The following is a 5,782-nucleotide window of genomic DNA, read 5'->3' on the forward strand; positions in this document are numbered from 1 at the left end:
TCCTCGCCATGCCGGAACGCGTCGCCTCAATCACCTCACGCGATTGGGCGCAGGTCAGTGGTTAATGCCGTTAGTATGAGGCCATGATTGCGCAAGGTGTGCGAACCCGTCCCCTGTCCCGCGCCTAACACCACACAACCGTTACCACATGGTTCGCACCGATCACCTGGAAGGCAGTGAGGCTCGTTCCAGTCAGCCATTCGCCGCCCCAGTCTTCCGTCAAGGTCAGTTTGAGCGTGACCGGGTCATGCGAGCAGGGTCTAGACCAGCCTACCCGTGCCGCTTCAAAGCCGCGGACCTGGCGCGTTTGGGGGAACAACGCTTTGTACAGCGCTTCCTTGGCTGAAAAAACGCGTGTTATCTCTTCGGCCAACGTCAGGCCGGAGGCACCTGGCAAGGCTTCCGGCATGATCGCGGTGGCAATTTCGGCGGCGGTCCCGGGCGCAATAATGCGTTCTAGATCTATGCCCAGGACCGAAACTTCGGTGCTTTGGGCTGGAACAACAACTGCGGTTGCGACCGTTTCGGCATGACTGATGCTTCCCATCCATCCCGGCGGCCAAGCAGGTAAACCATCGGAAGTTATGCCCAGGATCGTGCGGCCTCGGTATCCGACTGCCGTGAGGGCCTTGGCTGCTGCGAGCCGTCCTGCGGCAAAGCTGTTCCGGCGGCGCTCGCCCCAGTTCCGAGCCACCTCCGGCAAGTGGTCCAAGGTGGTCGGCCCCACGGGCTCGAAGACCAGCTTCGCGGCGGGTGGCAGCGGCAGGACGCGTGAGACAAGCGCCAGAGTTTTGAGAGGCCTATTGGGCACCACTTCAGACCGCTCTGCAGTTGCGTATGTCACCGATCTCGATTGTGGCAAGCGTCATACCCTACCGCTATAGTGTGCAGCCGGATAGGCTAGCAGGACCTCATGGATCAACTGCTTCATCCAGGCGGCCGTTTCAGGTTGGCGCGACCCTAGACCATTCGACCCGGCTGACAACGTCCGAGGGTCGACGTTATAGAGGACCGCAAAATGCGCCAATGCTATCAAATAGGCGCCAGTATCGTTTACATGAATATTGTCCTCGAACAGATCCTCGATTGTCGAGATGCCGGGAGCTTCTCCAGCCGCAATCGCATCATGAGCGGCCGCCATCACCAATGGGCCGGGTATCACCCGCATAGCTGGCGATCCGTATGGGCGCCGGACATTTACATGGTCTGCGATGGACTGCCAGCGTGCCATCTCGAGCGGCAATCGGTCACGAAAAGGAAGGTGTGCCTCGGGGTCGTTATGAGGGTTCGCATTCTGCGGCCCGCTGTCGACCTCGACCCAGGACGCATAGAGCACCGTTTGCGCGCCCTTGCCGCCTTTGCCGTGGGCCCAACTGTTCTCGAACCAGCGCAGGGCCATGCTTTTGGAATCGTGCCAAGGCATCGTGTTGACCAGCGACACCCGTTCGGTGAGCACCAGCACGTCATAGGCGGCGATATCGTGACGCGCATCCGGCCCAGGCTCAACGCGGTTGTTCCAGCGCCATTCCATAGGGCTGCCGGGAATGGTCGAGCGCTCGATCTGATAGGGCTTAATCTGCGGCACGCCCTCAGCGGCGAGAATAGCATTCAGCATGGGCACGATAGGATCAGTCAGTGAATGGCCGGACTGAATAACTCGCATCGCGAACGGCCCCTCAGAATAATCAGCGAACGCCCTCCCTGTGAGGCCCAGAAGGGATAGCATTGAAGCACGTACGAAAACAGCGCGCCTGCTCCACAGTTTCTTGCCGGTGCGCAGGTTCTTGGTCACGATCATTTCCGACAACTCCAAAATGTCCAGTCATCAGATGGGTGCATGCCCGGTCAACACAGCTTGGAACTCCAGACTATCGCAGCCGACTGGATCATGTTATTTGAGCTCGAATTTCATGCAACAGCCTCGCTGCATTGGCGCGGCTGTCAAAGCAGTCGATCGCCCTTGTCCGGGCAGCGCGGCCGATGGTCCGCACCAGTTCAGGATCCTCGGCCAAGCGCTGCACGGCATCGGCAATGGCGGCTACATCCTTCTGTGGCACCAAGAGGCCGTCGTGTCCGTCCCTGATCATGTCGGGTGTGCCACCGATAATTGAGCAGATAACAGGCAAGCCACAAGCCATCGCTTCCATCACCGTGACCGGCGCCGCCTCCCCCTGACCGACCGAAGTTAGCGCCAGCGCGTCGACCCTGTGTAGCAGTGCCAAGACGTCATCCTCGCTCAGCGATCCCAAAAACTGAACCTGATCCCCAAGCCCGAGCTGGTCGACCTGCGTCTCTATCTCGGTTCTCTCAGGGCCGTCGCCAGCGATCAGATAGCGTATAGCGAGCCCGCGCTCGCGCAGAAGAGCCATTGCCTGAAGGAAGAAGCGATGACCCTTCGCGCGGTTCAGCCGCGCTACGGTGGCTACCTGGAAGACCAAGCCGCGTAAGTTCTCGGCAGGGGCGCTGTGGGGAGCAAATTGGGTGCAGTCGACCCCCATCCATATTACCGGTGCCAGGGTGTTCGGACTCACTTCAGCGATCTGTTCCGCCAACGGGCTCGTCACGGCTGCGACAAAGGAGGCACTCTGCATCTTGGCGCGGTGATCCTTGCCATAAACTGGCAGGTCGCCGTGCAATGTCAGACTATAAGGCAATCCACTCAGGATATGGGTCAAGGCCCCTAGATGAGCAGCGTTGGCACAGGAATGAATGTGCAGATGTGAAATTGAGTTTTGCTCGGCATCATGGGCCAGCATTGCGGCCGAAGGCAATAAGCCCAGCAGCTTCAACCGCCCGGCAAATGACGTTTCGCGAAGGCCGAGCACATAAGACACAGCCTTCACCGTGCAGGACGGCCGGCGGCGCAGCAATGCGAATGCCTTGGACGACGCAGGAAAGAGATACGTGGTGCGTGACCCCATCCGTGCTGCGAAAGCATGCGGGCAGGCACCCGGGGCTGGCCGGCGTGTTGAGTACAGCCGGACGGGAACTCCCATTGCTTCGATGGCATCAGTTTCGCGGCAGAAGAAGGCATGGGTCTGGGTTGGAAATTCAGGAACAAGATAACCGAGACGCATGGACGCTCCACTCTTTAACTAACCGACACCGCCCACCGTGTTCCCTGACAAACGGCCGGGACGTTGATTTCCAACCAGAACTGACCCGGATTTTCCATCGAGGCGTGACCGACGTTTGATTATGGTTTCCGGTTCAGGCAATGGTCAAGGCACGATTGTCCTGCGACTTCTTCGAAACTGTCGTGGCTGAACTGTCCTCTGGATGGCGGCACGCACGTGGTCCGAAACCGCGATGCCCAGGGCAGGGACCATCGCGCAGTACTGTTGGTCCGATATGCAACGATGTCGGTTCGTCCGCCGATCGAGAAGCAGCCGAATTGCCGGCGTCAGGATCTCGAATTTATCCATTCTGAGGAGCTCGATCCGTCGGAAGGCGGGGCACCCGTCTTTTGGAAGTTGACTACGAACCCGCCGGTTGCGTCCCGTGCGGACGCCGTGCACAAGCTCGAATCGAAGGCCGCCCGCTGGAAGATCGAGAGCTTCTTCCCGGCCCTGAAAATCGGTTGCCGGATTGAGGAGCTGCGCCTGACCAACTGCATTGCGCTGTGCTGCGTCGTGGCTTGGTGCCATGGCTGACGCAGCCTGCTCGAACACGCGACGCGGGATAGTAAGCGGCAGACACCGCGCAATCTTGATCTCTCTATCAGGGCGGTTGTGTGGCTCGGAAGCTATCTCGACCGTATTTCCCGCCGCCATCGGGATTGAACGTCATATGGCAAGGTTGCCTTGGATCAGGAGATGGATGTGCCCTTTGATCTCAAAGAGCTTCCTCAAAATGCCCCGGATCCGTGGGACTATCTCGCAAGATCCCCGGGGCATTCTGCACCCCATGGCGGCGAGCAGATCGGGTCGGGTCTCGGGTGCTGTCTTGCACCAGGCCCTGAGCAAGATGCTTGGTGCTAGGACGGAGGAACAAGACAGGCGCCTGGTTGCAAATCAACACCTCCATGCAGTAGAGGGCTAATTGTTCAGCAGGCTGCAGTTCTGCGCAGCCCCTGTTCGCTACGGAACTAATCTAGAGCACCGAACGCGTTCAAATCGCCCGGGAGTTTGGAGGAGGGGCAGGGTAGAGGTGCGACTGTCCTTGTTCAACCCCTTGCAGGTATCCTTAGGGATTGATCAACTTCGATGGAAATCTACCTATGGTGGAGTTCAGGAAACCCTTTTTGGTTACTTTGAAATGGTTGTCAGAAGGGCCGGACTCGTGGCAAAAATTCATCAGGGTAGCTGCGCCCACCCTCCGCTTCACAGGACCAGCATTTCCAAAGTTGATGATCGTCTGCCAAGCTCCGACTTGTCGCACGGAAGCAAATACTTTAGCCGAGGTCACGCGGTCACCTGAGGATTTCGCGACAGATAGTCTGTACTCGCGTTTGCAAGTTTGAAAACGATCTAAGATGTTCGAGTATATTATTGTTTTGATAAACACCGTTGGTGTGATGGCAATCTGCACTTTGCTTTACGGCCTCATGCAGCGACGGATACAAAATTTTGTGATTCGCCGGTTGGGCTTGGGTTTGGTGCTGGGCTGCAGCGGTATTCTCATGATGGCACAGCCAATCGTTCTAGGCCCGGGACTTCAGGCCGACGCTCGCGGAGCGTTTATTGGAATGGCTGCAGCCTTCGGTGGCCCGATCGCTGCAGTGACAGCTGGCGTGCTGAACGGTGTTGCGCGCGTCATCATTGGCGGAAGTGGGACAATCGCAGGCGTTCTGGTTATCGCCGCCAGTGGTGCGGGTGGTCTCCTTTGGCGCTACCGGGTCGGCAAAGCACGCAAGAGGATATGGACGGATTGGTTGTCGATCAGCATCCTGTGCCTTGGTCCCTCGGCTTTAACGCTGGTCGCTGTTGCGAGCACTGCCTGGCGGACCTCGATCTTCCTGGGTCTGGTTATCGGCCTGGTTGTGTTCATCTTTGGCAAGATGCTTGAGACCGAGCAGCGGCGTGGGCGGCGAGAACGTCAGCTGACCAAGGAGGCTTCCACCGATTGCCTCACAGGCCTTCCTAATCGTCGTTCGCTCATGAACTATGCGCGGGAACTCGAAGCTGAGCGAGTCACGGGTGTTCTCTTCCTTATGCTTGACGTTGATCATTTCAAGAAGATCAATGACGAGTTCGGCCATGATGCAGGTGATATCGTCCTGCAAGAAATCGGATCGGCTATTCGCCGCACGGTTCGCGCTACTGACTTTGCAGCCCGAGTAGGAGGTGAAGAGTTTGCTATCCTGGTGCACACTAAGAATGCTGATGCGGGGCGCCTTGTAGCTGAGCGGTTCCGGAAGGCCTTGCAGATCCCCTATGGCACGACCCAGCTGACACGTGTCAGCATCGGGGGATTTTTCTTCGAACAAGCGCCGTTCAACTACAGCAAAGGTTACCAACGAGCGGATCAAGCGCTCTATGCCTCAAAAATCCAGGGGCGGGATCGGGTGACCCTCTCGCTCTCCGAGGAGAGGGATCTCGAGCTAGCCTCTTGAAGCAGCCGACCCAGGATGGTCGCCCGTGATTCGATGACCCGCTGTCTGGGGACGGCGTCATCGTCGCCTTGAGGTCTGGCATTCAGGGGTAGGCCCCTGTAGCGCGACTTGGGTGTTCGGACGTGACCTGAGGCGGGGATACAGGACTGCAGTGTGAGTGCTGGACGTAATCTCCCCAAAACGGCTGGATGAAAATTCCCCAGTTTGGCGCTGATGCCGATGCTCAGG

The 5,782-nt window shown here is 58.3% G+C and carries 5 protein-coding genes; 2 read left to right on the forward strand and 3 right to left on the reverse strand.

All coding sequences use genetic code 11. The features are described from left to right. Positions 1 to 124: 124 nt before the first annotated feature. From OU682_RS23295 to OU682_RS23305, 3 genes are all read right to left on the reverse strand, one after another. Positions 125 to 844, reverse strand: a complete 720-nt coding sequence (locus tag OU682_RS23295) for a 4'-phosphopantetheinyl transferase family protein (RefSeq protein WP_329609850.1) — start codon at positions 842 to 844, stop codon at positions 125 to 127. A gap of 21 nt (positions 845 to 865) precedes the next feature. Further along, a complete protein-coding gene (locus OU682_RS23300; RefSeq protein ID WP_268944568.1) occupies positions 866 to 1,792 on the reverse strand; it encodes a hypothetical protein in 927 nt (308 codons plus the stop codon). A gap of 94 nt (positions 1,793 to 1,886) precedes the next feature. Continuing rightward, on the reverse strand, positions 1,887 to 3,077 hold the full coding sequence (locus OU682_RS23305) for a glycosyltransferase family 4 protein (protein ID WP_268944569.1): 1,191 nt from the start codon (positions 3,075 to 3,077) through the stop codon (positions 1,887 to 1,889). Positions 3,078 to 3,359: 282 nt separating this feature from the next. On the opposite strand from OU682_RS23305, the gene OU682_RS23310 reads away from it, so the two are divergent. Together OU682_RS23310 and OU682_RS23315 are read left to right on the forward strand one after the other, a co-directional pair. Continuing rightward, positions 3,360 to 3,653: a hypothetical protein gene (locus OU682_RS23310; protein ID WP_268944570.1), complete on the forward strand. Its 294-nt coding sequence runs from the start codon at positions 3,360 to 3,362 to the stop codon at positions 3,651 to 3,653. A gap of 821 nt (positions 3,654 to 4,474) precedes the next feature. After that, positions 4,475 to 5,554 (forward strand): GGDEF domain-containing protein, encoded by a 1,080-nt coding sequence (locus OU682_RS23315; protein ID WP_268944571.1) that lies wholly within the window; start codon positions 4,475 to 4,477, stop codon positions 5,552 to 5,554. Positions 5,555 to 5,782 lie beyond the last annotated feature (228 nt).

Origin of the sequence: Paracoccus benzoatiresistens (assembly GCF_026913015.1) — a bacterium.
Classification (GTDB): domain Bacteria; phylum Pseudomonadota; class Alphaproteobacteria; order Rhodobacterales; family Rhodobacteraceae; genus Paracoccus; species Paracoccus benzoatiresistens.